Here is a 23,343-nt window from a genome sequence, read left to right as displayed (position 1 = left end):
GCGCAATGCAGCATGCGGTAGATTTACACGCTATGTGAGATCGGGCGTATGTGTCTCGCCCCATTGGCGCAGTGCGCCCATCACGGGGCCAAGCGCACGGCCCGCTTCGGTCAGCACGTATTCAGAGCGCGGTGGGTTCGAAGAATAGGCGCGGCGCGCCACGATGCCTGCGTTCTCCAGTTTCTTCAATCGGTTGGAGAGCGTGTTGGGCGACAGCCCGAGCATGTCTTGCAAATCCTGAAAGCGGCGTGGGCCTTCGAGAAAGAACTCGCGCAGGATGAGGATCGACCATTGGTCGCCCATGACATTGGTGGCGCGCAGGATCGGGCAATTGTCACGGCTGGATGTGATCATGCGCGCGATTATAGCGGGAGAATTCAAAACGGGAATTGACTATAATAAATGAAGTAACTACCAAAAAGGTAGCAATAATGGAGATTCCGATGCTATCTGATGTCTTTCTTGCCTATGTGCATGTCTTTTTCATTTTCCTGCCCGGTCTGGCGCTTGTCATTGTGGCTCTTGGAGCGGCACGCGCCGGGCTGGGCGGGGCCGCCTTGATGCGTGCGGTGCTGTGGCCTGCCGGGCTCTTGTCGTTTTGGGGGGCGGGGGCGATGGCGCTCTCGCAATCGGGAGCGTTCATGGTGCCCGCCACGCTGAGCGATCCGCCGGTCGTGCTCTTCTCGATGCTGGGCGGAGCGGTCACGCTGTGGCTTCTGGCAACGCGCACGCGGACCGGGCAGGCCATCGTCGCGCATACCGATCCGGGGCTGCTCATCGCCTTTCAGATCCCGCGGGTCATGGGCGCGGTTTTCCTTGTCGGCTGGGCGGCGGGCGTTATCCCGTGGCAATTCGCGCTGTTAGCGGGGCTGGGCGACATCTGGGCCGGAGTCGAGGGTTATCGGGCGTGGAGGGCCTGTGCACGGGATGCCCCGGATGCCCGGGCCAAGGTGATGCGTGCCAACCTTGTCGGGTTGGGTGATTTCGTCGTGGCGGTGCTGGTGGGAATCACCACGTCGGAAGGGTTCGCGCATCTGATGGCGCACGAGACCCCCAACATCATCAATCTGCATCCGCTGGCAATGTTTCCCGGTTTCTTTGTTGCAATCTTTCTCGCCTTCCACTTTGTCTCTCTGAGCAAGCTGCGGTCCCCTCCTGCATCTCTGCAGCCGTCTGAGAGGCGCGCGTGCAAGGCGGTGGTCTGCCGTCTTGCGCGTTGCGCGCGTGATGTGGCTGCGGCGCAATCAGCCCTTGGCAAATTTCACGATCGCATCGGTCAGGCAGTCAAGGCTGTCGGTCGCTGGCGTGCCGCGTGGCAGGGCATCGGTCATAAGCGACAATTCGGTGCAGGCCACGAGCAGGTGATCGGCGCCCTGCGCGAGCAGGGTTTCGGCCTCTGCGTGCAGGCGGGGGCCGAGGGTGGCGGCGGTCTCGCCTGCCTTGACCGCGCGGATGATCGTCAGGAGCGCGCTGTCGTCGGGCAGGGTCACGGCGGTCAGCCCATGCGCGGCAAAGGCGGCATCGAACACACCCGCAAGCCGCGTGGCGGGCGAGGCGAGCATGCCGACGCGCTGCGCACCCTGTGCCGTGAGCGACCGCGCGGTCGCCTCGATCATGTCGAGAAACGGCAGGGGTGTCGCCGCCGCAACGGCTGGGGCATAGTGGTGCGCGGTATTGCAGGGCATGGCGAGCGCCTGCGCTCCGGCGGAGTGCAGATCGCGGGCCATGCGCGCGAGGGTGGGCCCCGGATCCTCGCCGGTACCCTCGATCAGCGCCTTGATCCTGCTGGGCACCTGCGGGTTCTGATGCACAATCAGCGGAATATGATCCGCATCGTCGCGTGCGGGCACGGCGTTGAGCAGTTTCTGCATCAGCAGGATGGTGGCCTCGGGTCCCATTCCCCCCAGAATGCCGACGGTTTTCATGTGGCGGTCTTATCCTGTCGATGTTGCCGTGCGGCTCTGCGTGACGAGCCGGATGTCGGCGCTGCGGGCGTGTCCTTCCATGCCCTCGGCGCGGCTGAGACTGGCGGTGACGCGTGCAAGATCAGGCAGCGCGCGCGCATCCACCTCTTGCCAGGTCACGGTCTTGAGGAATTTGTGCACCGAAAGCCCCCCTGTATAGCGCGCCGCACCGGATGTGGGCAAGACGTGGTTGGGGCCTGCCGCCTTGTCGCCGAAGGCCACGGTGGTGTTCTCGCCCAGAAAAAGCGAGCCATAGGCGCGCAGGCGCATGCGCCACCACGGCAGGTCGCGGGCCTGAACATGCAGATGTTCGGGCGCCTTTGCATCGGCATATTGCGCCATGTCCTCGGGTGTATCGCATAGCGCCACCTCGGCCAGATCGCGCCAGGCGGCGGTGGCCGCCGCGCGGTTCGGTTCCGGCAGCTCGGCGATCAGGGCGGGCACGCGGGCCAGCACGGCATCGGCCAGCGGGCGGTGCGTTGTGACGAGCCAGACGGGGGAATTGCTCCCATGCTCCGCCTGTCCGACAAGATCGGCGGCGACGGTTTCGGGATCGGCGGTGTCATCGGCGAGGACCAGGCTATCGGTGGGGCCTGCGAACATGTCGATGCCGATGGGGCCGAAAAGTTGTCGTTTCGCCTCGGCGACATAGGCGTTGCCGGGACCGACGAGGATATCCGCCGTCGGCGCGCCGAAGAGGCCAAAGGCCATCGCGGCAATGCCCTGCACGCCGCCGATGGTCAGGATGCGCGTGGCCCCCGAGAGGTCCATTGCGTAGAGCATAGCGTCGGGGATGCCCTGGCTGCCGTTTGGTGGTGAGCAGGCGGTAATGTCGGGCACGCCCGCCTCACGCGCGGTGGCAATGGACATCAGCGCCGAGGCGATATGGCTGTAGCGCCCGCCCGGAACGTAACAGCCTGCGGCGGCGAGTGGGATCTGGCGTTGGCCCGCCCACAGACCGGGGCGTAATTCGAGGGCCATGTCCTGCGCGGTGGCACGCTGTGCGGCGGCAAAGCGCGAGATGTTGTCATGTGCCCAGCCGATATCGTCCTTGAGCCCCTGCGGCACGCGGGCCACGGCGGCGTCGATCTCGGCGCGGGTGACGGTGATCGCCCCATACCAGCCGTCGAGCTGACGGGCATATTCCAGCGCGACCTGGGCGCCGCCCGTGCGCAGCCGCGCCAGCATGACCTGCACGGTATCGGCCACGTCGGCGGCGGTGCGAGGCGGTTCTCCGGGAGCGGTTTTCAGATGAGTGACGGACATGGTGCGATCTCCTTGCCTCTATGGAATGGGGGGACGCACGCGCTGTGGCAAGGGAATTGCCGGGATCGTGACGAGGATTTTTCAGGTGCTGAAAGGCCCTTTCGGAAATCCCGAAAGCGGCTCAGAGCCGGGCGACAAGGCCGCGTGCGCAGATCTCGATCAGATTGAGCGCACTCTCGAAATCCTGCGTGTAATAAGGATCGGGGATCGTATCGGTGCCCGCATCGGGCGCATAGTCGGTAAACAGCCGCACGGGTGTGATTTCACCTGCGGGGCGCAGCGCCTCGATATCGTGCAGGTTTTCGGTGTCCATCGCAATGATCAGGTCGAACATGGAAAAATCCATCGGGCTGAACTGGCGCGCGCGCAGGTCCGAGATATCATAGCCGCGGGCACGCGCAGCGGTCTGCATCGGGCCGTAAGGGGCCTCGCCGACATGCCAGCCGCCGGTTCCGGCGCTGTCGGTGATGAGATGCGGCGCGAGGCTGCGCACAATGCCCTCTGCCGCCGGAGAGCGGCAGATATTGCCGAGGCAGACAAAGAGGATGCGAGTGGTCATCAACGCTCCTTTGCCCATAAGATACGCGAAGGAGGGCGAATGCGAAAGATTGTCATTCTGACCGGGGCGGGGATTTCGGCCGAGAGTGGGCTGGGCACATTCCGCGACGCCGGCGGACTCTGGGCGCGGCACCGGATCGAGGATGTGGCGACGCCTGAGGGGTTTGCCCGCGATCCCGCGCTGGTGCACCGGTTCTACAATGCGCGCCGGGCGCAGGCGGTGGAGGCGCGGCCCAACCCGGCCCATGCGGCGCTGGCGCGGCTGCAGGCGGCGCATGATGGCGAGGTGGTGATCATCACGCAGAATGTGGACGGGCTGCATGAGACGGCGGGCGCGCAAAATGTGATCCACATGCACGGCATGCTGTCAGGGGCGCTGTGCGCTGCCTGTGACGCGCGCTGGCAGGCGCCGCTGGCGATGGGGCCGGGCGATGCCTGTCCGGTCTGTGCTGCGCGCGCGGCGCGACCCGATGTGGTCTGGTTCGGCGAAATCCCATACCGGATGGTGGAGATCGGGCAGCATCTGGACGAGGCGGATGTCTTTGTCGCGATAGGCACCTCCGGGCAGGTCTGGCCTGCGGCGGGTTTCGCGCAGCAGGCGGCGCGCGGCGGGGCCTGGCGGGTCGAGATGAACCTGGAGCCGTCCGACATAACCGGCGATTTCTCCGAGACACGGCTGGGCCGCGCCTCGGAGGTGGTGCCGGTCTGGGTGGCCGAGGTGCTGGGTGCCTAGTTGCCTGTGCCGTGGCTGTGCCCGTGCCCATGACCCTCGGCGGATTTGCGGGTCAGGTCGACGGGGATGTCGAGGGTGATCTCGCCGGATTTCTCGAACACCAGCGTGAGCGGCACGGTCTTGCCCTGCTCAAAGCTTTCGGTCAGCCCCATGAACATGATATGGCTGCCACCGCGTTCCAGAAACAGCGTCTCGCCTGCGGGAACGGGCAGCCCATCCTCGACATGGATCATCTTCATCACGCCGCCCTCTTCGCGGTGGGTGTGGATCTGCGCGATCTGCGCAACGGGGGAATTCGCTCCGATCAACCGGTCATCGGCATCGCCGATGTTTTCGATCAGCATGAAGGCTGCGCCGGTCTTGGCCGCCGGGCTGGCGCTGCGGGCGTAGGTGTCGAGGATGTGGATTTCCTGCGCCATGGCGGGCAGGGCAAGGGTGGCGGCGGCAAGCGCCACGAGAAGGGTGGATTTGGGGGACATCTGTCGCTCCTTTGATCTGTCTGTGAATGGGTCTACGGGATCAGACAGCCGGGGGCGCGCGCGCCGTGAAAGCGGGGTATTCGGATCCGGCGGGGCGTCGCGTGATCCCGGTCAGCCGGGGGGCTGCGGTCGCCGCTGCCCTGTGGGCCGCGTCGGGCGCGGCGGGGGCCTCGCCAAAGAGGCCGAGCATGCAGTCGGGGCAGATATGCGGCGTGCCGGTGGGCTGGCCCGTGGCATCGACCGCAACGCTGACCGGGCCGGTGCCGGTACAAAGCACGATATGTCCCACCGGCTGCGCGGCGCCACGCGCCACGGCCAAGGTCTGACTGGTCAGCGCCAGAAAAAGGCAGAGGCCGAGGGCCGTCAGGGAATGCCGCGTGATCATCATGCAGCGATATAGGTGCTCAGCCGGGGCCGGGGCAAGCCGTAACGCAAGACAGCCCCGCCGCGAGGGACGGGGCTGTCGGAAAATTGACCGGGGACGGCAATCAGGCGGTTGCGGCCTGCGCCTTGGCGATCTCTTTCTTGACCCTGAGCGCGTTGGCTGACAGTTCGTCGTCCTTGGCCTTGGCGAGGAACGCATCCAGCCCGCCACGATGATCGACGCTGCGCAGCGCATGGGCCGAGATCCGCAGCTTGATGCCACGCTTCAGGGTTTCCGACTGCAGCGTCACATCGTTGAGGTTCGGCAGATACCGACGCTTGGTCTTGTTGTTGGCGTGGCTGGAGTTGTTGCCAACCATCGGGCCTTTTCCGGTCAGTTCGCAGCGGCGCGACATGGGGTCATCCTCGTCTTTGAAGAGGGCGCGTGCTGGCCCTTCTTAACACAAATGGGCACCGCCACAGGCAGCGCCCCGAATTCCGTCTGGGGTCTTTAGGCCCAAAGCGGCGGCGCGTCAAGGGATTCGGGCGTGGAATTTGGGGCATTGATCGGGGTGGGGATGCGGCTAGGATCGGGGCAAAGCGGAAGGAGACGACGATGGAGATCATGAAGGCAGGAACACGGGCCAGCCGTCTGGCCAGCACGGACTATTTCACCGGGCGGGTCTGGCAGGACACGGTGATCGAGGCGCCGGCGCCGGCGCGGGTGCGGGTGCTGCGCGTCACCTTCGAGCCGGGGGCGCGCACGGCGTGGCACACGCATCCCTTCGGGCAGACGCTGCATGTGCTGTCGGGGGCGGGCCTGATCGGGCGGCGCGGCGCGGCGGCGCAGGTAATCCGGCCAGGCGACACGGTCTGGATCCCGCCAGGCGAGGAACACTGGCACGGCGCGACACCCGAGATGATGATGTGCCACCTGGCGGTGCAGGAGGCCGAAGACGGCCGCACAGCGGACTGGTTGGAGCATGTGAGCGAGGAGGAGTATGGGGCGATTGGGGGGTGAAGGGGGGAGGGATTGAGCGGTCATTCGTGGTAGACATCGACGCTGGGGCGCGGAGCCGTAATCGGGCTGATCACCGCGATGCAGCCCCAAAAGTGTCCGTGACACTCTTCGTGCGGCATGGCATGGTGCGCACAACCTTGAATGGTGGCGGTGCAGCATGGCGGAAAACGACGGAATTCATCGCGCAATCATTGATCGAGACAGCCTTCCGGCAAAGTGGCCGACGCATCGCCACGCGCCGGAATTCTGGGAACAGCTTGGAAGAACCGTCGCAACCTTTGGCTTTCTTGAAGAAGTCTTGGGTAAGGCGATTTTTGCATATACAGCAACACGGCGGTATGAAACGCAAGCCAAAGCGCAAGCAGCCTATGCGGCATGGCTTCCGACTCTTGAACGCGCCTTGACGGAAACGTTGAAGCCGCTTGCCGATGCTTACGGAAAGGCGGTCCGTGACAATTCCGAAAACACTACTGAAAACGTCGGCAAACTGATTGTGGCGATAAAGGAAGCGTCGGAAATAAGGAATGTAATTTGCCACGGCTCTTGGCGAACGCCCGACGCCGAAGGACGTTCTTTACCTCTTTTCATAAACAAGCGTAAAGAGATTTTCGAAACGCCTATAGATATTGCGTATCTTCACCAAGTTCACTGCCATGTTGCGGAACTCGCCTGCACCGTAGTTGATACCGTAACCCACATGGGCTTTCAGTTTCCTGGCGGTGCTGGGCCGGGGAAGCGGGTTTGGAACAATGAGTGAAGGCATCTTGGCAGTCCAACACCATTGGTGGTGAGGAACTCCCTCGCGGCTGGCATCTGCGCGCGGAATCAAGCCCGTAGGGCGCCGCGCGATCGCCGGGCCGTCCCGCGGCCTGGCGATTTTGAGGCGTCGCATGACGCTTGGAGGTCACACGGGATTTGCTGGCATAAAGCGGCAGTTCCCGCCGTTGCTTCGCCAGTCCCCGGCCCAGCGACCGCGCACCCCGGCCGGGATCGGTCCCCCTCACCCCCGTCCATGCGCCGAGTCGAAATCCAGCACCGGGTTCACCGGGATGATCCGGTTGGGATTGATGGTGTCGTGGCTGTAGTGGTAGTGGCGCACGATGTGGTCGAAGTGGACCGTCCGGCGCACGCCGGGCCATTGGTATAGCTCGCGCAGATAGCCCCAGAGGTTGGGGTAGTCGATGATCCGGCGGCGGTTGCATTTGAAATGCCCGTGATAGACCAGATCGAACCGGATCAGTGTGGTAAAGAGCCGCCAGTCGGCCTCGGTCAGCCGGTCGCCCATTAGATAGCGGTTGCTGTCCAGCCGCTCCTCCAGCCAGTCGAGGCTGTCGAAGAGCGGGTGGACGACGGCGTCATAGGCATCCTGCGAGGTGGCGAAACCGGCCTTGTAGACGCCATTGTTGACCGTGTCGTAGATGCGTTCGTTGATCGGCTCCAGCGCTTCGCGCAGATCCTCGGGCCAGTAATCGTCGGTGTTGCCGGTGATGCGGTCAAAGGCCGAGTTGAACATGCGGATGATCTCGGAGCTTTCGTTCGACACGATGGTTTCACGCTTGATGTCCCACAGGATCGGCACGGTGACGCGGCCGGATATCTGCGGATCGGCCCTGAGGTAGATGTCGCGCGCGAAGGGCAGGCCATAGAGCCGGTCGCCGGTCGCGCCGGGATAGTCGGTGGCAAAGGTCCAGCCGTCGGACAGCATGTCGGGATGCACGACAGAGACGCCGACATGATCCTCGAGCCCCTTGAGGGCACGAAAGATCAGCGTGCGGTGCGCCCAGGGACAGGCATAGGAGACATAGAGGTGATAGCGACCGCTCCCGGCTTCGAAGCCGCCCTCGCCCGAGGGGCCCGCGCGCCCGTCCGCCGTGATCCAGTTGCGGAACTTCGCGGTCGAGCGGACGAACTTGCCGCCCGTCGATTCGGTATCATACCATGTGTCCTGCCATTTGCCGTTGACCAGCTGGCCCATTGTCATGCCCTCCGTTTGAGCACAATCTAGGATCCGGCCCGCGTGGCGGTAATACGCGGGTCCGCGCAGGGCCCGTGCATGTCCGCACAGGCGGGTGCGGTTCAGTCGTCAGCGGCGCGTCTCGCGTTTCCCGAATTCGCTGTCCAGCAGGGCGCGCAGTTTCTTCGCCCCGCCGCGCAGCGCCGCCTGAACATTCGCATCGTGATGGGTGATGGTCTGTGGCTGCATGCCTTCGGGGCGGGCCTCGATGGTGCAGCGGATGTCGTCCGCGCCGCCCTTGGCGGCGTTGACATCGGCCAGATGAACCTCGATCCGCGAGAGGCGTCCGGTCAGATGCCCGAGGGCGTCGGCGAGCGTCGCCTGCGCGATCTCGGATAAGCGGTCGTCGCCGTGGATGTTGTGATCCGTGTTGAGCTGAAACTGCATGTCGCGCCTCCGCGGTTTTTCTGACATTTATCACAGGACAGCTATGCAGCGGTTTGATCCTGCGCAAGATGCGGGAGGGCGGGAGGAGAAAGGATGCAGGCGGCAGAAGCAAGACGGGTACTGCTGCTGGGGGCCACGGGAACCATCGGGCGCGCGGTGCTGACCGGGTTGCGGGTGCGGGGGCATGCGGTGACCTGTCTGACCAGGCCACCGGGCGGGGCGCTGCCCCAATCGGCGGCCCTGGATCGGGTGATGGCCAGGGGGCGGTTCGATGCTGTGCTGTCCTGCATGGCCTCGCGCAGTGGCGCGCCGGACGATGCCAGGGCGGTGGATCACGATGCGCATCTGGCGGTGCTGCGGGCGGCGCAGGCGGCGGGTGTGTGGCAGTTCGTGCTGCTCTCCGCCATCTGCGTGCAGAAACCGCTGCTGACGTTTCAGCAGGCAAAGCTCGACTTCGAGGCGGCGCTGATGACGTCCGGGCTATGCTGGTCCATCGTGCGGCCCACTGCCTATTTCAAGTCGCTGTCGGGACAGATCGCACGGGTGCGGGCGGGCAGGCCCTATCTCATCTTCGGCGACGGGCGGGGTACCGCATGCAAGCCGATCAGTGATGGCGATCTGGCGGCCTATCTGGTGGAGTGTCTGCACCGCGAGGACCGCTGGAACCGGGTGCTGCCGATCGGCGGGCCGGGACCGGCGATCACCCCGCGCGAGATGGGTGAGGAACTGTTCCGGCTGACCGGGCAGGCACCGCGGTTCCGCTCGGTGCCACCGGGGCTGATGGATGCCATCGTTGCAGGGTTGTCGCTGGCCGGGCGCGTTTCGGGGCGGCTTGCCGCCAAGGCGGAACTGGCGCGGATTGGGCGCTATTACTCGACCGAATCGATGCTGGTCTGGGACGCGGCGGCGGGACGCTATGATGCTGCGGCCACGCCCGAGACAGGCAGCGAACGGCTCTTTGACTATTATGCCGCGGTGCTGCGCGGCGAGGCCAGCGCCGAGCGCGGGGAGCACGCGGTTTTCTGATCGTTTTCAGCAGGATGAAGATATTGCATCCAGCTTATTGCAGGTCCCCGAAGGCCGCTTGCAGCCGTTCCATCGCTTTGGTTACCTGCGCGCGCTGAGTGCCGAGGTTGAAGCGCAGGAAAGTCTCACCTCCGCTGCCAAAATCTGCGCCGATGCTGGGAGCGATGCGGGCGTCGGTCTTGACGCGCCGGATGACCTCTTCCATCTCCATCCCGGTATTGGCGAAATCGACCCAGCCCAGATAGGTCGATTGCATCGGCATGGCTGTCAGCCCCGGAATCCCGGAAATACCGTCAACAAAGATTTGCCGGTTGCCGTCCAGATACCGCACCAGCGCGTCCACCCATGCCGCGCCGCGCGGGCTGTAGGCGGCCTGGGTCAGAACGACACCGAGCAGATTCGGCTTGATGTCGAGGGCGCGCATCGTGGCGGCGAAACGCTGGCGCAGGCGCTCGTCGGGGATTGTGACACAGCCAAGGCGCGACCCGGCGATGTTGAAGGTCTTAGAGGCCGAGGTCAGCATGATCAGCCGGTCGATCACATCCGGTGCGGCGATCGGGAACGGGACATGAGTATGGCCGGGAAAGACAAGATCGTGATGAATTTCGTCGGACATCAGCAAGAGATCGTGGCAGGCGCAGAACGCGGCCAGGGCGTGCAGTTCCTCGGGTGCCCATACCCGGCCGGCGGGGTTGTGCGGCGAACAGAAGATCACCACCTTTTCCCTACCGCTGAGCGAGGCCTCAAGCGCGTCGAGATCCATGTGATAGACCCCGTTCCCGATCCTGAGCGGGCTCTCCCTGACGATGCGTCCGGCCCTGCGAATCTTGCCGATGAATTCGTGGTAGACGGGGGTAAAGATGATCACCTCGTCGCCGGGCTCGGTATAGCTTTGCAGGCAGAGGCCGATGCCGTTGCCGAGGCCAAAGGTCGAAAACATCGCCTGTGGGTCGGCGGCCCAGCCGTGCCGCTCGCGCATCCACCAGGCGACCGCGTCCTTCATATCGCCTTCGCCGGTGAAATACCCGTAATTCGCCTTGTCCAGAAGGCCCGTGGTTGCCTCTTGCAGCACATCCGCCGCGCTAAAATCCATATCCGCCACCCACATCGCGATACCGTCCGGGTCGGCGACGCCGGTTATGGCGGCCATTTCGTCCCATTTATTCGAATTGGTGCCGAACCGGTTGATGGGCTCGTCAAAGTTGACGTTGATGACGGCCTTGCTGGAATTCATGCCCGGACTCTCCTGATGTTTGCGCGCAGGCTAGCGGATCACGGGCCGAGCGCAAGGGGCGTTGCAGACGGGCAGGGTATCGCCTAAATAGCCGCCATGAAACGCCCTATCCTGATCCATCCCGATCCGCGCCTGAAAAAGGTCTGCACGCCCGTGGCCGACGTGACGGACGGGTTGCGCAACCTTGCCGGGGACATGCTGGAAACGATGTATGATGCGCCCGGCATCGGTCTTGCCGCACCGCAGGTGGGGGTGCTGGAGCGGCTGATCGTTCTGGATTGCGTCAAGGAGGAAGGCGCCACACCGCGCCCGATGGTGATGCTCAACCCCGAGATCGTGGCGGTTTCGGAAGAGACCAATGTCTATGAGGAAGGGTGCCTTTCAATCCCCGAAGAATATGCCGAGATCACCCGACCCAGAGAGATCGAGGTGCGCTGGCTGGGGCTGGATGGCAAGGAGCATCGCGAGGGGTTTGGCGGGCTGTGGGCGACCTGCGTGCAGCATGAGATCGACCATCTCGACGGCAAGCTGTTCATCGATTACCTGAGCGCGATCAAGCGCCAGTTGATCACGCGGCGCATGCAGAAGCTCAAGCGCGAACTGGCGCGGGGGTGAGCACCGTGGCGCGTCCCTGCCTGCGCTGGCCGGACAGGCGGCTCAGGATGGTGGCTGCGCCGGTCGCGACGGTTGACGAGGCGGTGCTGCGCATATGGACCGAAATAATCGAGGTCATGGAGGCGATGCCCGGTGTGGGTCTCGCCGCGCCCCAGATCGGTGAGATACAGGCGCTGGCGGTGATTAATGCCAGTGAGGTGCGCGAACAGGTGGTGCGCATGGCCAATCCGGTGATCCTGCATGCAAGCGTGCAGAGGCGCGCGCATGAAGAGGCGAGCCCCTGCCTGCCCGGCGTCTCGGCGGTGATCGAGCGGCCGCGCGCGGTGACGGTGCGGTTTCTCAACGATGCGGGCGAGACCGAGGAACGCGATTTTGTCGGACTCTGGGCGACGAGTGTGCAGCATCAGATCGACCATTTGCAGGGGCGGATGTATTTTGACCGGCTGAGCAAGGTTAAGCGGGACATGCTGTTGCGGCGGGCGCGCAAACTGGCGGTGTAACCCCGCCCTACGGGAGTGGACATGCGTATCGTATTCATGGGGACGCCAGAGTTTTCGGTGCCGGTGCTTGATGCGCTGGTGGCGGCGGGGCATGAGATTGCGGCGGTCTACTGTCAGCCGCCGCGCCCTGCCGGGCGCGGACAAAAGGCGCGCGCCTGCCCGGTTGAGGCGCGGGCCATGGCGCTGGGTCTGCCGGTGCGCCATCCGGTCAGTCTGAAAGGCGCAGACGAGCAGGCGGAGTTCGCGGCGCTTGCGGCGGATGTCGCGGTGGTGGTGGCCTATGGGCTGATTCTGCCGCAGGCGGTGCTGGATGCGCCCAAACAGGGCTGTCTGAACATCCACGCCAGCCTATTGCCGCGCTGGCGCGGCGCGGCGCCCATCCACCGCGCGATCATGGCCGGGGATCGCGAGACGGGCGTGTGCATCATGCGGATGGATGCGGGGCTGGACACCGGGCCGGTGCTGTTGCGCGAGACCCTGGCAATCGGCGCACAGGAAACGACGGGGCAACTGCATGACCGGCTGTCGGAGATGGGAGCGCGGCTGATCGTCGAGGCGCTGTCGCGGCTGCCGGAGTTGCGCGCAGAACCGCAGGCCCGGACGGGTGTCACCTATGCGACCAAGATCGACAAGGCCGAGGCGCGGGTGCAGTGGAGCCGTCCGGCCGAAGATGTGGATCGGCTGATCCGGGGGCTTTCACCCTTTCCCGGCGCGTGGTGTGAGGTGAGGGGCGAGCGGATAAAGCTGCTCGGATCCAGTCTGGCCGAGGGGCGGGGAGCGCCGGGCGAGGTTCTGGACGATGCACTCACCGTGGCTTGCAGCACGGGGGCGGTGCGGCTTTTACGCTTGCAACGCGCGGGCCGCGCGGCGCAGGATGCGGGCGAGTTCCTGCGCGGCATGGCCCTGCCACGCGGCACGTTTCTGGAGTGACGGGATGTTTCTGCAACTCTTCGGCACGGTGGTGATCGCGGGCATCGTGGGCTATGTCAGCGAGAAAAGCGGGTTCACGCGCAATGGTTATGTTCCCTCGATCATCATCTGCGTGGGTGGCGCGTTCCTGTTCTATTTCATCCGCATCATGTTCGGTTTCCGCTTTGGCGCACCGGGGGTGGATGCGATCATTTCCTCGGTGGGCGCGCTCATCATCGTGCCGACCCATTGGCGGCGGCGGAGGTAACGGGCGATGGCTGTGGTCTGGCTGATCATCATAGGCGCTGCGGCAGGGTTCCTTGCGACGCGGCTGATGCGGGTCGAGGCCGGGGTGGTGCCGACCATCCTGATCGGGATCGCCGGGGCACTGATCGGCGGCGTGCTGATCCGGGCGATCCTGACGGTAACCGGTATCCTGGGCGGCCTGATCGGGGCGGTTCTGGGCGCGCTCCTGCTGCTGTGGCTGTGGCAGACCTATCTGGATCGGAAATAGAGTCTAGCTGCGTGGCGGGCGGGCGCGGTAGGCCGGCAGGCGCCAGCCAAACGCCAGCGAGCCTGCGCGCAGCGCCCATGTGGTGGCCGCGCAGACGGCGAGGACGATCAGCGGATCCCCGGTGAACATCGCGACACTCACAGCAGCCAGCGCGCCTGCAAAGGCGGCGGTGACGTATAGCTCGCCCTGTTTCAGCACCAGCGGCACCTCGTTGCAGACCACATCGCGCATCAGCCCGCCCATGCAGCCCGTGACCATGCCCATCAGCACCACGATCACCCCGCTCTGCCCCATGGTCATGGCGGCGCTGACGCCTGCGGGCACCGCCACGGCCAGTGCGAAACTGTCGAGCCACAAGAGCAGGCGATAGCGGCTTTCGACCAGATGAGCGGTGAAAAAGACCAGAAGGGCGGCGGCGCAGGCAATCAGGATGTAATCGGGATTGCCCAGCCAGAAGACCGGGTTGCGGTCCAGCAACACATCGCGCAGCGTACCACCGCCCACCGCCGTCAGGCAGGCGACAAAGGCAAAGCCGACTATGTCAAGCTGCTGGCGCGAGGCGACCAGTGCGCCGGTCAGTGCAAAGATCAGCACCGAGGCGTAATCGAGCAGCGTGAGCGCGCTCACGGTTGCGCCCTGCCGGGCTTGAACGGAGCCATGCCCGCGCGAGCCAATTCATCGGCGCGCTCGTTCTCGGGGTGGCCGGCGTGGCCCTTGACCCATTCCCAGGTGACCCTGTGGCGGCTCTGCGCCTCGTCGAGGCGCTGCCAGAGGTCGGCATTCTTCACGGGTTTCTTGTTCGAGGTCTTCCAGCCGTTCCGTTTCCAGCCGTGAATCCAGCCGGTCACGCCGTTCTTGACATAGGCGCTGTCGGTGATGAGCGTGACGGCGGAGGGACGGCTCAGCGCCTCGAGCGCATGGATTGCTGCCAGAAGTTCCATCCGGTTGTTGGTCGTCTGCGCCTCGCCGCCCGAAAGTTCACGTTCCTTGACGATCCGGCCTCCGTCCACCGCGCGCATCAGCACACCCCAGCCGCCGGGGCCAGGATTGCCGGAGCAGGCCCCGTCGGTATAGGCGAAAAGATCGGGCATCAGGCGAACACTCCGATGGCGATTATCGTAAGGAGGATAAGCCGGTCGAATCGCGCAAACCCGGCAAGGCCGCGGATGGGGAACGTGTGGGGGATCGCCTGCATGGGCGGCAAGATGGCCTGCGAAGCGCCGGGTGGCAAGAGAGTCATGGGTATTTGAACCAAGAAGAAACCAGGGTGGGATCAGGCCGGTTCGCGCAGCACGCGGGGCACCTTGAACTCGACGCTCTCCTGCGCGGTCTCGATGGTTTCGACGGTCACGTCATAGCGGGAGCGTAGCGCGTCGATCACCTCGTTCACCAGCACTTCGGGTGCCGACGCCCCGGCGGTGAGGCCAAGGCTGGTGATGCCCTCGAGGGCGCGCCAGTCGATATCGGTGGCGCGTTGGACAAGTTGCGCATAGGTGCATCCGGCGCGTGCGCCGACCTCGACGAGGCGGCGGGAATTCGAGGAGTTGGGCGCGCCCACGACCAGCATCGCTTCGGCGTGGGCGGCCATGACCTTGACCGCCTCCTGCCGGTTGGTGGTGGCGTAGCAGATATCCTCCTTGTGTGGCCCGACAATTGCCGGAAATCTCGACCGGAGGGCAGCGACAATCTCGGCGGTGTCATCGATCGAAAGCGTGGTCTGCGTCACGAAGGCGAGGCGCGCGGGATCGCGCACGTCGAGCGCGGCCACGTCTTGCGGCGTTTCCACCAGCAGGACCGCGCCCGGCGGCAACTGGCCCATGGTGCCGATCGTTTCGGGATGGCCTGCATGGCCGATCATCACGATCTGCAACCCTTTCTCGTGATGGCGTTCGGCTTCTATATGCACCTTGGAGACCAGCGGGCAGGTGGCATCGACATAGAGCATCCGGCGCGCGGCGGCCTCGGCGGGCACCGATCTGGGCACGCCATGTGCGGAAAAGATGACCGGCCGGTCGTCGGGGCAATCGTCCAGTTCCTCGACAAAGACCGCGCCCTTGGCGCGCAGGTCATCGACCACGTATCTGTTATGCACGATCTCATGACGCACATAGACCGGCGCGCCCCATTTCGAGAGCGCCATTTCGACGATCTTGATGGCGCGGTCCACACCGGCGCAGAACCCGCGGGGGGCGGCGAGGTAGAGGGTGAGGGGGGGCTTGGTCATCGTGCATCTCCTGCTTGGATCAAGAGGTAAGGCAGGTGAGGCATGGCGTAAAGGGATGCGGCAGGAAATCTGGCTTGTCCGGGCTTGACCTTCCTGTGTCGAACGCCAGAGAAAGGAAGGGAAACCCAAGGAGGTGGCATGAGACAGCACGTCATGCTGGCGGTGGTCTGTGCGGGAATTCTGTGCAGCTACCCCGCGTCAGCCGATCAGACAGGGGGACTTTTACCTTACAGGGATGCGGAGGCGGTGGCGCGTGGTGCCGAGATCTATGCCGCGACCTGTGCCGCGTGCCACGGGGAGCAACTGCAGGGCGCACCGAACTGGAAGACGCGGGACGCCGAGGGTTACCTACCCGCGCCACCGCATGACGAGACCGGACATACCTGGCACCATCCCGATGCGCTGTTGCTCGAACTCGTGCGACGTGGAACGGCGGCAGTGGTCGGGCAGGGCTATCGCAGCCGGATGCCGGGCTATGCCGGTGAACTGACCGAGGCGGAGATGCGCGATGTGCTGGCCTATATCAAATCGACATGGCCCAAGCGCGTGATCGAGGTTCACGACCGGATCAACGCAGAAGCAGGTGGATAGGTTTCATCCCGTCGCCTGGGCCGTCACCCATGCCAGCACGATATAGCGTCCGGTCTTGGCAATCGTGACCAGCAGGAGAAAAAGCCAGGCGGGCGTGCGCATGATGCCTGCAGCGACGGTAAAGGCATCGCCCAGAGGGGCCCAACTCAGCAGCAGCGTCCAGACGCCCCAGCGGGCATACCACTGCTGCGCCCGCGCGAGTTGCACTGCATTGACCGGAAACCAGCGGCGGCTGCGGAACTGCTCGATGCCGCGGCCCATGACATAGTTGACAACCGCGCCGAGGGTGTTGCCGATGCTGGCCACCAGGATCAGCCAAGTCAGCGATGCGGTGCCCGCAATCTGCAGCGCCACGAAGACGAACTCGGATTGAAAGGGCAGCAATGTTGCCGCGCCGAAAGCGGCGAGAAAGAGCCCTGCAAGCTGCGGGAAAAGACCCGCTCCTTCCGCGATCATGCGCGCGGTGTCCGGGCCTTTGCAGTGTCGTGGTTCAGGCGCCGATTACTCTTGTTCGACATAGGCTTCCTGGCGGTCGTTGCTGTAGTCGCGTGGCGGGCGACCGATGACATCCTTGAGATCGGCAAGCTCGATGAAGTTATCGGCCTGACGGCGCAGCTCGTCCGAGATCATCGGCGGTTGGCTGCGGATGGTCGAGACGACCGAGACGCGCACGCCCTGCCGTTGCAGGCTTTCCACCAGGGGCCGGAAATCGCCGTCGCCGGAGAACAGCACGATATGATCGACGCGCGGGGCAAGCTCCATCGCGTCCACCGTCAACTCGATGTCCATGTTGCCCTTGACCTTGCGGCGGCCCTGACTGTCGGTGTATTCCTTGGCCGGTTTGGTGACCATGGAATAGCCGTTGTAGTGCAGCCAGTCGACCAGCGGGCGGATCGGCGAGTATTCGTCATTTTCCAGCAGCGCGGTGTAGTAGAAGGCGCGCAGCAACTTGCCGCGGCGCATGAACTCGGAGCGGAGCAGCTTGTAGTCGATGTCGAACCCGAGTGCCTTGCCGGCGGCATACAGGTTAGATCCGTCGATGAACAAGGCCAGACGGTCATCCTTGTAAAACATCTTAAATGTCCTTCCAAATTTTTTTGTCTTGCCCGTGAGTGTGAGTGGTGTGAGTGGTGTCGGCGCGACAAATTAAAGTGATCAATTAGGGATTTTGATGGGCGCGCGCAAGACAGTGTGGAGTCTCGAAAGGATAGGGATTTGATGACAAACGATCAACTCTGCTTGATCGCCATGGGTGGAAATCTGCCGTCCGGGGCCGGGAGTCCCGCGGGAACTCTGCGCGCGGCGCTGGAGCGGTTGCGCGCCGAAGGAGCAGTGATCGAAGCCGTGAGCGGGTTCTACCGCACGCCGGCCTTTCCGGCCGGGTCGGGTCCCGATTTTGTCAATGCCACCGCCGCCATGCGGATCCCGGGCTGTCCGCAGGATGTGCTGGCGCTATTGCACCGCATCGAGGCGGCGTTCGGGCGCGAGCGCGGGCGCCGTTGGGGACAGCGGACGCTGGATCTGGATCTGATCGCGATGGGCGATCAGGTTCTGCCCGACCGCGCGACATTCGAGGCGTGGCTGGCGCTGGACCCGGCAGAGCAGCAGCGCTGCGCGCCGGAGGGTTTGATCCTGCCGCATCCGCGACTGCAGGAGCGGGCCTTTGTTCTGGTGCCGCTGGCGGATGTGGCGCCCGATTGGGTGCATCCGGTGCTGGGACGCTCTGTCGCCGAACTGCTGGCAGCTTTGCCGGAAGAGGAGCGGATGGCGGTGGCGCTCCTCTGATTCTCTGCTTGTAAATCCCGTGTTGACGGCCTAGATACAGGGCTTCTGAAAATCCGCCCCTTATTTGCCGGAGGTCGCATGGCCCGCGTTACCACAGAAGATTGCGTTGACAAGGTTCCAAACCGTTTCGAGCTTGTGATGCTCGCCGCACACCGGGCGCGCGAGATTGCCGCCGGGGCGCCGCTGACAGTGGATCGCGACAACGACAAGAACCCGGTTGTGGCGTTGCGCGAGATCGCCGAGGAAACACAGTCGGCGGACGAATTGCGCGAGCGGCTGATCGAATCAAACCAGACCCAGATCGAGGTGGACGAACCCGAAGAGGATTCGATGGCTCTGCTGATGGGCGGAGAGGCGGACAAGCCGGATCAGGACGATATGTCCGAAGAGCGGCTGCTGCGCGCCCTGATGGAAGCACAGGGGCAGGGCTGAGCCCGACCCGGAGACCGCAAGGCGCAGAGTGCGATGATCGCTGTTGACGACCTGATCACGCTGGTGCGCCACTATAACCCAAAGACCGACGAGGCATTGATACGCGCGGCCTATGATTTCGGACGCGCGATGCATGAGGGGCAGCTGCGTCATTCCGGCGAGCCCTATTTTACCCATCCCGTTGCCGTGGCCGCGATCCTGACCGAGCAGCGGCTGGATGATGCGACCATCGTGACCGCACTCCTGCATGACACGATCGAGGACACCAAGGCGTCCTATCATGTGGTCGAACAGAAATTCGGTCGTGAGATCGCGGATCTGGTGGATGGGGTCACAAAACTGACCAATCTGCAGCTTTCGAGTTCCGAGACCAAGCAGGCCGAGAATTTCCGCAAGCTCTTCATGGCGATGTCCAAGGACTTGCGCGTGATCCTCGTGAAACTCGCCGACCGGCTGCACAACATGCGCACGATCAAGGCGATGCGCCAGGAAAAGCAGGCGCAGAAGGCGCGCGAGACGATGGATATCTATGCGCCGCTTGCCGGGCGCATGGGCATGCAATGGATGCGCGAGGAACTGGAGGATCTGGCGTTCCGGGTGCTCAACCCGGAGGCGCGTGCCAGCATCATCCGCCGTTTCATCACGCTCCAACGCGAGACCGGCGATGTGATCGAGCGGATCACCGGCGACATGCGGCACGAGCTGGAAAAGGCCGGGATCGAGGCGGATGTCTTTGGTCGCGCCAAAAAGCCCTATTCGATCTGGCGCAAGATGCAGGAAAAGGAGATGGGGTTTTCGCGTCTCTCCGACATCTACGGTTTTCGTGTCATCACTCGGTCCGAGAATGACTGCTACGGGGCTTTGGGCGCGATCCATCAGCGCTGGCGTGCCGTACCGGGTCGGTTTAAGGATTACATCAGTCAGCCGAAATCGAACGGCTACCGCAGCATTCACACCACCGTCTCTGGCCGCGACGGCAAGCGCGTCGAGGTGCAGATTCGCACGCAGGCCATGCATGACGTGGCCGAAACCGGCGTCGCGGCGCATTGGTCCTATCGCGACGGTGTACGCAGCGAGAACCCGTTTGCCGTCGACCCGGCGCGCTGGATTTCCAGCGTGACCGAACAGTTCGACGCCGAGGAGGATCACACCGAGTTCATGGAAGCGGTGAAGCTGGAGATGTATGCCGATCAGGTGTTCTGCTTTACCCCAAAGGGCGATGTGATCAAGCTGCCGCGCGGAGCCACGCCGATCGATTTCGCCTATGCGATTCACACGCGGATCGGGCATGCCTGTGTCGGGGCGAAGGTGGACGGAATGCGCGTCCCGCTCTGGACGCGGGTCAAGAACGGACAGTCGGTCGAGGTGATCACCGCCGACGGGCAGACGCCGCAGGCCACCTGGCTCGACATCGCCACCACCGGCAAGGCGCGCGCCGCCATCCGGCGTGCGCTGCGCGAACTGGATCGCGACCGCTATATCAAGCTGGGCCGCGAACTGGCGCGCTCGGCCTTCGAGCATGTCGGCAAGAAGGCCACCGACAAGGCGCTGGAGTCCGCGGCGCGCACGCTGCGCCTGAAGAACGCGGATGAGGTGCGCGCAAGGCTGGGCAGCGCCGAGTTGACGGCGCATCAGGTGCTGAACGCGGTCTATCCCGATCTGGTGCCGGATGTGGGCAATGAGGTGGCGCGCGACCGGGCCGTGATCGGGCTGCGCGCCGACCAGAGCTTCGACCGCGCGCGCTGTTGTCAGCCCCTGCCGGGTGAGCGGATCGTGGGAATCACCTATCGCGGGCGCGGCGTGGTCATCCACGCCATCGACTGCGAGACGCTCTCGCAATACGATCAGCAACCCGAGCGCTGGATGGATCTGCATTGGCATACCGGCACGCACCCGGCGGTTTATGATGTGACGATGGATCTCACGATTGGCAATGATGCCGGGGTGCTGGGACGGATTTGCACCTTGATCGGCGAACAGAAGGCCAATATCTCGGACCTTACATTCGTTGACCGGAAACCGGATTTCTATCGCCTGCTTATTGATGTCGAACTGCGAGATGCCGAGCATTTGCATGGCGTTCTCTCGGCACTAGATGCTGAAAGCGATGTCGCCGCCGTTGAACGTTATCGCGATCCGTCCCGGTCGGGGGCGGGGCTGAGCCATGAACCCTAGGAGCCGCAGAGGTGGTTTTCAAACGCCGAGACAGACGCCCGCTGTGGAAAGTCGTCACTGACTTTTTCTGGCCCAAGGGCGGCTGGGGCCGGGCGTTTACTTATGTCAAACATCGTCTGCACCGGCTACCCGATCCGCCGCACCGGATCGCACGGGGGATTTTTGCAGGCGTGTTTACCACGTTCACGCCGTTCTACGGGCTGCATTTCGTGGTGGCTGGTACCATCGCCTGGCTGCTCAGAGGCAATATACCGGCGGCTCTGCTGGGCACGTTTTTCGGCAATCCGCTGACCTATGTGCCGATCGGTGTTATCTCGCTTCAGACCGGGCACGCACTACTCGGACGCCGGGCGCTGGCCGAAGATGAGATCAGCCGCTCGCTGGGGGGCAAGTTTCTCGATGCGGGCGAGGATCTAAAGGACAATTTCCTGACGATCTTTACCGAAGACAGGGCGGATTGGCACAATCTCCATGTATTCTACGACGAGGTGTTCCTGCCCTATCTGATCGGCGGTATCGTTCCGGGCATCGTCACCGGGTTGGCGGCCTATTACATCAGCCTGCCGGTGATCACCGCCTATCAGCACCGCCGCAAGGGTGTACTCAAGGCGAAATGGGCGGCGCTGAAGGAAAAGAAGGTGCTACGGGAAAAACAGGCGCGCGAGGCTGACGAGAGCCGGAAACCGGATTAGGTTGCCGATGAGTCGTCTTGAGAATGAGGGATGAGGTCCATGTCGGCAGAGCAGAAACTGCGCCTTGGCGTGAATATTGACCACGTGGCGACGGTGCGCAACGCGCGCGGCGGGGCCTATCCCGATCCGCTGCGCGCGGCGAAAATGGCCGAAGAGGCAGGTGCCGACGGGATCACCGCGCACCTGCGCGAGGACCGGCGCCACATCAGCGACGCCGACATCGAGGGGCTGATGCAGGTGCTCTCGGTGCCCTTGAACTTCGAGATGGCCGCGACCGAGGAAATGCAGAAGATCGCGCTGCGCCACAAGCCGCATGCCGTCTGCATCGTGCCGGAAAAGCGCGAGGAACGCACCACCGAGGGCGGTCTGGAAGTGGCGCGCGAGGAGAACCGGCTGGCGCATTACATCGCCCCCCTGCGCGAGGCGGGCTGCCGGGTGTCGATCTTTATCGCCGCCGACAAACGCCAGATCGACGCCGCGCATCGCATCGGGGCCGAGGTGATCGAGTTGCACACCGGGGCCTATTGCGACGCCCATGCCGAGGGGGATGTTGATGCGCGCGACCGCGAACTGGCGGCCCTGCGCGAGATGTCTGCCTATGCTCATTCGCTGGGGCTGGAGGTGCATGCCGGCCATGGGTTGAATTACGAGACGGTGCAGCCGATCGCGGCCTTTCCCGAGGTGCGCGAGTTGAACATCGGTCATTTCATCATCGGCGAGGCGATCTTTCGTGGGCTGACGCCGGCGATTACCGAAATGCGGCGGTTGATGGATGAGGCACGGGATGGCTGAACCACTTGGCATGCTCTCTGCCGCGCTGGCTTTCGCGGTGGTTGCCGCCTCGCCAGGGCCTGCCAATCTGGCGGCGGCGAGCGTCGCCATGGCCGCCGGGCGGACCAGGGGCCTGCGGTTCGCGCTTGGTCTGGGGCTCGGCCTGTTCTTCTGGGGCGTTCTGGCGGCGATGGGCCAGGGGGCTGTGCTGCGCTCGACCGGCTGGGCGTTGACGGCGCTCAAGATCGCGGGGGCGGCCTATCTGCTGTGGCTGGCGCTGCAATCGCTGCGCGCGGCACGGCGCTCGGGCAGTACGATGGTCGCCCGCGCCGCGCCGCGCCGATTGTTTCTGGCAGGGCTGATGCTGAATCTCTCCAACCCCAAGGCGGTGTTCGCCTGGATGGCGACACTGTCGCTGGGGCTTGGCGGTGGTAGTCAGAACTACGTGCCGCTGATGCTGCTCTGCGGTCTGATCGGGCTGGTCAACTACATCGGCTGGGTCACATTCTTTTCAACCGGCGTGATGATGCGCGCCTATCTGCGCGCGCGCCGCTGGATCGAGGCGGGCACCGGGTTTCTGCTGGGAGCGGCGGGAGTGTCGCTCCTGCGATCGTCGGCCAGCCAATGATCCTGGGCGTCGGTACCGATCTCGCGAATATCGAGCGGATCGCCGCAACGCTCGAGCGGTTCGGCGACCGCTTTCGCAATCGTGTTTTTACCGAAATAGAGCAGGCCAAGGCGGAACGTCGCCGCGACGTGGCGGGCACCTATGCCAAGCGATGGGCGGCCAAGGAAGCCTGTTCCAAGGCGCTGGGTACCGGGCTGCGCATGGGGATCGCCTGGAAGGATATGGCGGTCAGCAATCTGCCGACCGGTCAACCGGTTATGCATGTCACCGGCTGGGCCGCCGAACGCCTGGCCGAGATGACGCCGCCGGGTCATGACGCCATCATTCACGTCAGCCTGACCGACGATCACCCCTGGGCACAGGCATTTGTGGTGATCGAGGCCCGGCCCGTCACGTCAGGCCCCGCTTGACACCCCGCCACGCGCACCGCATGTAGCGCCGGACCAGTAATGTCTGCAAATT

At 64.2% G+C, this 23,343-nt stretch carries 32 protein-coding genes; 17 read left to right on the top strand and 15 right to left on the bottom strand.

Features of this window, described 5'->3' with window-relative positions; translation table 11 throughout:
* Window positions 1–30 precede the first annotated feature (30 nt).
* The 4 genes from BSG08_RS14565 to BSG08_RS14550 all read right to left on the bottom strand — a co-directional run bounded on the left by BSG08_RS14565 (window position 31) and on the right by BSG08_RS14550 (window position 3,789).
* Window positions 31–354, bottom strand: coding sequence for a winged helix-turn-helix transcriptional regulator (locus BSG08_RS14565; RefSeq protein ID WP_093038437.1), 324 nt, complete (start codon window positions 352–354; stop codon window positions 31–33).
* An 890-nt stretch (window positions 355–1,244) separates the two neighbouring features.
* Entirely contained in the window at window positions 1,245–1,925 is a 681-nt protein-coding gene (gene cuyB, locus BSG08_RS14560) for a cysteate racemase (RefSeq protein WP_093038435.1), read from the bottom strand.
* A gap of 9 nt (window positions 1,926–1,934) precedes the next feature.
* Window positions 1,935–3,230, bottom strand: a complete 1,296-nt coding sequence (gene hisD / locus BSG08_RS14555) for a histidinol dehydrogenase (protein ID WP_093038433.1) — start codon at window positions 3,228–3,230, stop codon at window positions 1,935–1,937.
* A gap of 121 nt (window positions 3,231–3,351) precedes the next feature.
* Entirely contained in the window at window positions 3,352–3,789 is a 438-nt protein-coding gene (locus BSG08_RS14550; RefSeq protein ID WP_093038530.1) for a low molecular weight protein-tyrosine-phosphatase, read from the bottom strand.
* Window positions 3,790–3,828: 39 nt separating this feature from the next.
* Here BSG08_RS14550 and BSG08_RS14545 point away from each other — a divergent pair, with 39 nt between their 5' ends.
* Entirely contained in the window at window positions 3,829–4,521 is a 693-nt protein-coding gene (locus BSG08_RS14545) for an NAD-dependent deacylase (RefSeq protein WP_093038431.1), read from the top strand.
* Here the strand turns inward: BSG08_RS14545 and BSG08_RS14540 are convergent.
* The 3 genes from BSG08_RS14540 to rpmB all read right to left on the bottom strand — a co-directional run bounded on the left by BSG08_RS14540 (window position 4,518) and on the right by rpmB (window position 5,779).
* On the bottom strand, window positions 4,518–5,000 hold the full coding sequence (locus BSG08_RS14540) for a copper chaperone PCu(A)C (RefSeq protein ID WP_093038429.1): 483 nt from the start codon (window positions 4,998–5,000) through the stop codon (window positions 4,518–4,520). The two genes, BSG08_RS14545 and BSG08_RS14540, sit on opposite strands and share 4 nt — an antisense overlap.
* 40 nt (window positions 5,001–5,040) lie before the next feature.
* Entirely contained in the window at window positions 5,041–5,388 is a 348-nt protein-coding gene (locus BSG08_RS19730) for a hypothetical protein (protein WP_342742610.1), read from the bottom strand.
* Between the two features lie 100 nt (window positions 5,389–5,488).
* On the bottom strand, window positions 5,489–5,779 hold the full coding sequence (rpmB, locus tag BSG08_RS14530) for a 50S ribosomal protein L28 (protein ID WP_093038427.1): 291 nt from the start codon (window positions 5,777–5,779) through the stop codon (window positions 5,489–5,491).
* Between the two features lie 200 nt (window positions 5,780–5,979).
* On the opposite strand from rpmB, the gene BSG08_RS14525 reads away from it, so the two are divergent.
* Both BSG08_RS14525 and BSG08_RS14520 read left to right on the top strand, forming a co-directional pair.
* Window positions 5,980–6,384 (top strand): (R)-mandelonitrile lyase, encoded by a 405-nt coding sequence (locus BSG08_RS14525; RefSeq protein ID WP_093038425.1) that lies wholly within the window; start codon window positions 5,980–5,982, stop codon window positions 6,382–6,384.
* A gap of 157 nt (window positions 6,385–6,541) precedes the next feature.
* A complete protein-coding gene (locus BSG08_RS14520) occupies window positions 6,542–7,141 on the top strand; it encodes a hypothetical protein (protein WP_093038423.1) in 600 nt (199 codons plus the stop codon).
* Between the two features lie 243 nt (window positions 7,142–7,384).
* Here BSG08_RS14520 and BSG08_RS14515 read toward each other — a convergent pair whose 3' ends face one another.
* Together BSG08_RS14515 and BSG08_RS14510 are read right to left on the bottom strand one after the other, a co-directional pair.
* Entirely contained in the window at window positions 7,385–8,359 is a 975-nt protein-coding gene (locus BSG08_RS14515; RefSeq protein WP_093038421.1) for a glutathione S-transferase family protein, read from the bottom strand.
* 108 nt (window positions 8,360–8,467) lie between these two features.
* Entirely contained in the window at window positions 8,468–8,785 is a 318-nt protein-coding gene (locus BSG08_RS14510) for a hypothetical protein (RefSeq protein ID WP_093038528.1), read from the bottom strand.
* Window positions 8,786–8,878: 93 nt separating this feature from the next.
* Here BSG08_RS14510 and BSG08_RS14505 point away from each other — a divergent pair, with 93 nt between their 5' ends.
* Complete coding sequence (locus tag BSG08_RS14505; RefSeq protein ID WP_217649902.1) at window positions 8,879–9,811, top strand: NAD(P)H-binding protein; 933 nt, start codon at window positions 8,879–8,881, stop codon at window positions 9,809–9,811.
* 34 nt (window positions 9,812–9,845) lie between these two features.
* Here the strand turns inward: BSG08_RS14505 and BSG08_RS14500 are convergent, their stop codons facing one another.
* Window positions 9,846–11,045 carry a MalY/PatB family protein gene (locus tag BSG08_RS14500; RefSeq protein WP_093038419.1) on the bottom strand — a complete coding sequence of 400 codons (1,200 nt, stop codon included), beginning with the start codon at window positions 11,043–11,045 and terminating at the stop codon, window positions 9,846–9,848.
* 96 nt (window positions 11,046–11,141) lie between these two features.
* Here BSG08_RS14500 and def (BSG08_RS14495) point away from each other — a divergent pair, with 96 nt between their 5' ends.
* Genes def (BSG08_RS14495) through BSG08_RS14475 form a run of 5 tightly spaced genes read left to right on the top strand, consistent with a single transcriptional unit; the run spans window position 11,142 to window position 13,583 of the window.
* Window positions 11,142–11,660, top strand: a complete 519-nt coding sequence (gene def / locus BSG08_RS14495; protein WP_093038417.1) for a peptide deformylase — start codon at window positions 11,142–11,144, stop codon at window positions 11,658–11,660.
* 5 nt (window positions 11,661–11,665) lie between these two features.
* Window positions 11,666–12,160, top strand: a complete 495-nt coding sequence (gene def, locus BSG08_RS14490; RefSeq protein ID WP_093038524.1) for a peptide deformylase — start codon at window positions 11,666–11,668, stop codon at window positions 12,158–12,160.
* A gap of 21 nt (window positions 12,161–12,181) precedes the next feature.
* Entirely contained in the window at window positions 12,182–13,090 is a 909-nt protein-coding gene (gene fmt / locus BSG08_RS14485; RefSeq protein WP_093038414.1) for a methionyl-tRNA formyltransferase, read from the top strand.
* A gap of 4 nt (window positions 13,091–13,094) precedes the next feature.
* Window positions 13,095–13,337 carry a hypothetical protein gene (locus tag BSG08_RS14480; RefSeq protein ID WP_093038412.1) on the top strand — a complete coding sequence of 81 codons (243 nt, stop codon included), beginning with the start codon at window positions 13,095–13,097 and terminating at the stop codon, window positions 13,335–13,337.
* A 6-nt stretch (window positions 13,338–13,343) separates the two neighbouring features.
* Window positions 13,344–13,583 (top strand): GlsB/YeaQ/YmgE family stress response membrane protein, encoded by a 240-nt coding sequence (locus tag BSG08_RS14475; RefSeq protein ID WP_093038410.1) that lies wholly within the window; start codon window positions 13,344–13,346, stop codon window positions 13,581–13,583.
* A 3-nt stretch (window positions 13,584–13,586) separates the two neighbouring features.
* Here the strand turns inward: BSG08_RS14475 and BSG08_RS14470 are convergent, their stop codons facing one another.
* The 3 genes from BSG08_RS14470 to ispH all read right to left on the bottom strand — a co-directional run bounded on the left by BSG08_RS14470 (window position 13,587) and on the right by ispH (window position 15,807).
* A complete protein-coding gene (locus BSG08_RS14470; protein WP_093038408.1) occupies window positions 13,587–14,210 on the bottom strand; it encodes a trimeric intracellular cation channel family protein in 624 nt (207 codons plus the stop codon).
* A complete protein-coding gene (rnhA, locus tag BSG08_RS14465; RefSeq protein WP_093038406.1) occupies window positions 14,207–14,674 on the bottom strand; it encodes a ribonuclease HI in 468 nt (155 codons plus the stop codon). Before rnhA ends, BSG08_RS14470 begins: the two co-directional genes overlap by 4 nt.
* Window positions 14,675–14,856: 182 nt before the next feature.
* Window positions 14,857–15,807 (bottom strand): 4-hydroxy-3-methylbut-2-enyl diphosphate reductase, encoded by a 951-nt coding sequence (gene ispH, locus BSG08_RS14460; RefSeq protein ID WP_093038404.1) that lies wholly within the window; start codon window positions 15,805–15,807, stop codon window positions 14,857–14,859.
* A 138-nt stretch (window positions 15,808–15,945) separates the two neighbouring features.
* On the opposite strand from ispH, the gene BSG08_RS14455 reads away from it, so the two are divergent.
* Window positions 15,946–16,398 carry a c-type cytochrome gene (locus tag BSG08_RS14455; protein WP_093038401.1) on the top strand — a complete coding sequence of 151 codons (453 nt, stop codon included), beginning with the start codon at window positions 15,946–15,948 and terminating at the stop codon, window positions 16,396–16,398.
* Window positions 16,399–16,401: 3 nt separating this feature from the next.
* On the opposite strand, the gene BSG08_RS14450 is transcribed toward BSG08_RS14455, so the two are convergent.
* Both BSG08_RS14450 and BSG08_RS14445 read right to left on the bottom strand, forming a co-directional pair.
* Window positions 16,402–16,854 carry a YqaA family protein gene (locus BSG08_RS14450; RefSeq protein ID WP_093038399.1) on the bottom strand — a complete coding sequence of 151 codons (453 nt, stop codon included), beginning with the start codon at window positions 16,852–16,854 and terminating at the stop codon, window positions 16,402–16,404.
* Between the two features lie 45 nt (window positions 16,855–16,899).
* Window positions 16,900–17,472, bottom strand: a complete 573-nt coding sequence (locus BSG08_RS14445) for a LabA-like NYN domain-containing protein (protein ID WP_093038397.1) — start codon at window positions 17,470–17,472, stop codon at window positions 16,900–16,902.
* Window positions 17,473–17,616: 144 nt separating this feature from the next.
* Between BSG08_RS14445 and folK the strand changes: the two genes are divergently transcribed.
* From folK to acpS, 7 genes are all read left to right on the top strand, one after another.
* Entirely contained in the window at window positions 17,617–18,183 is a 567-nt protein-coding gene (gene folK, locus BSG08_RS14440) for a 2-amino-4-hydroxy-6-hydroxymethyldihydropteridine diphosphokinase (RefSeq protein WP_093038395.1), read from the top strand.
* Between the two features lie 78 nt (window positions 18,184–18,261).
* Window positions 18,262–18,615 (top strand): DNA-directed RNA polymerase subunit omega, encoded by a 354-nt coding sequence (gene rpoZ, locus BSG08_RS14435; protein WP_093038393.1) that lies wholly within the window; start codon window positions 18,262–18,264, stop codon window positions 18,613–18,615.
* 33 nt (window positions 18,616–18,648) lie between these two features.
* Window positions 18,649–20,790 carry a RelA/SpoT family protein gene (locus tag BSG08_RS14430; protein ID WP_093038391.1) on the top strand — a complete coding sequence of 714 codons (2,142 nt, stop codon included), beginning with the start codon at window positions 18,649–18,651 and terminating at the stop codon, window positions 20,788–20,790.
* 11 nt (window positions 20,791–20,801) lie between these two features.
* A complete protein-coding gene (locus BSG08_RS14425) occupies window positions 20,802–21,482 on the top strand; it encodes a DUF2062 domain-containing protein (protein WP_093038389.1) in 681 nt (226 codons plus the stop codon).
* A 39-nt stretch (window positions 21,483–21,521) separates the two neighbouring features.
* Entirely contained in the window at window positions 21,522–22,274 is a 753-nt protein-coding gene (locus BSG08_RS14420; protein ID WP_093038387.1) for a pyridoxine 5'-phosphate synthase, read from the top strand.
* Window positions 22,267–22,881: a LysE family translocator gene (locus tag BSG08_RS14415; RefSeq protein WP_175544797.1), complete on the top strand. Its 615-nt coding sequence runs from the start codon at window positions 22,267–22,269 to the stop codon at window positions 22,879–22,881. Before BSG08_RS14420 ends, BSG08_RS14415 begins: the two co-directional genes overlap by 8 nt.
* On the top strand, window positions 22,878–23,291 hold the full coding sequence (gene acpS / locus BSG08_RS14410) for a holo-ACP synthase (RefSeq protein ID WP_093038383.1): 414 nt from the start codon (window positions 22,878–22,880) through the stop codon (window positions 23,289–23,291). Before BSG08_RS14415 ends, acpS begins: the two co-directional genes overlap by 4 nt.
* Window positions 23,292–23,343: the final 52 nt, after the last annotated feature.

The sequence above is a fragment of the Roseovarius azorensis genome, assembly GCF_900109455.1.
GTDB lineage: Bacteria > Pseudomonadota > Alphaproteobacteria > Rhodobacterales > Rhodobacteraceae > Roseovarius > Roseovarius azorensis.
Note: the sequence above shows the minus strand (reverse complement) of the source record. Positions and strands in the feature narration are given on the sequence as shown.